Consider the following 1,536-nt stretch of genomic DNA (forward strand, 5'->3'; position numbering starts at 1 on the left):
TTGTAGTAGAGGTTGTAGACGATCTGATTGTTCATCGTGCCGCCGAACTGCGGATGCGGATGCAGCACGATGGCGATCGGAGCCCCTTTCTGCTTCGCGGGTTGGTAACGCCCCTCGATGCGGCCGGCAGGGCCCGTGAAGATGACCTCAGGCATATGGATGTGACCTCTTGGCGATCCCTCGCAGGGAGGGAGACAATTCGCAGGTAAACCTTGACTCGTGCCCCCTGAGCTCCTTAAAATCTCTTAGAATAATTCTAAGTACTGTGACATATATGTCCCAGTCAGAGCTGGCGGGCCGTCAGGGCGCGACCTGATGGATATGGTTGTGCTGCTTTAGCATGGCAACCAGGGGCTTTTGCAAGGTTTTCGTGCTCGGCATTCGCGCCACTTCTTCGCAAGCCAGGTTTTTTGGCAGATTCTTGAAAGGAATCATATCGCATGGCGGTCGGCCAGCGCAGCTATCTCGACTACAACGCGACGGCGCCTATGAGGCCCGAAGTCGCGGAAGCGATGGCGCGCGCCTTCATGTTTCCCGGGAATGCCTCCTCTGTCCACGCGGAAGGTCGTGCTGCCCGTGCCGCCATGGAAGAGGCGCGGGAGAAAGTCGCCGCTCTGGTAGGCGCAACAGCTAAGAACGTCATTTTCACGAGTGGGGGGACGGAGGCCAACAATCTGGTGCTTTCGCCGTCTTTCCGCATGTCCGGCCGCGCTGGCGCCAGCCTGCTGCTGCTCGGAGCGACGGAGCATCCGTCCGTGTTGTCGGGCCACCGGTTCCCCCTGGAGGCGGTCGAGCGCATTGCCGTCGACGGGCATGGCGTGATCGCCCAAGCGCCGCTGAGGGCACGYCTCGAGAAAGCCGGCGACCTGCCTGTTATGGTGTCGGTCCAGGCTGCCAACAACGAGACGGGCGTTCTCCAGCCGTCGGAGGCGATTGCCGCCCTGGTTCATGAGCATGGGGGCTATTTTCATTCGGACGGCGTCCAGGCCGCGGGCAAGGTCCCGCTTGCCCTGGCCTCGCTCGGAGCCGACGTTTTGACCCTGTCCGCTCACAAGATCGGTGGACCGAAGGGCATCGGAGCCGTGGTCATGGCCTCGGACCGATTTGAGATCGCCGAGAGGCTGATCCGTGGCGGCGGTCAGGAGCGCGGCTACCGCGCCGGCACCGAGAATGTTGCCGCGATGGTCGGTTTCGGCGTCGCGGCGTCGCTCGCCAAGGCGAATTTGGCCGATGAGGCGGACCGGCTGCGACACTTGCGCGATGATGCGGCAAGTGTGATACGCCGGCTCGTCCCGGATGCGATCGTCTTCGCGGAGGGCGCGGACCGGTTGCCAAACACGCTATCCTTTGCCATTCCCGGTCTACGGGCCGAGACGGCATTGATTGCTTTCGACATGGGAGGGATCGCCCTCTCGTCGGGATCGGCCTGCTCATCGGGCAAGGTCAAGCGATCGCATGTGCTCGATGCCATGGGCGTCGATCCGGCGCTCGCGGAAGGCGCTTTGCGCGTCAGTTTGGGGTGGATGACCACGAAAG

1 protein-coding gene and 1 pseudogene are annotated in these 1,536 nt (G+C 62.4%); one reads left to right on the forward strand and one right to left on the reverse strand.

Translation table 11 applies throughout. The features are described 5' to 3' along the window. A pseudogene (locus tag AC1DT3_RS20695) lies at window positions 1-155 on the reverse strand (alpha/beta hydrolase); the annotation flags it as partial. Window positions 156-440: 285 nt separating this feature from the next. Here AC1DT3_RS20695 and AC1DT3_RS20700 point away from each other — a divergent pair. Further along, window positions 441-1,536, forward strand: a 1,096-nt coding sequence (locus tag AC1DT3_RS20700) for a cysteine desulfurase family protein (RefSeq protein WP_477467082.1), incomplete at its 3' end; no start/stop codon positions are given.

Source organism: Microvirga sp. P4_G7 (assembly GCF_056401005.1).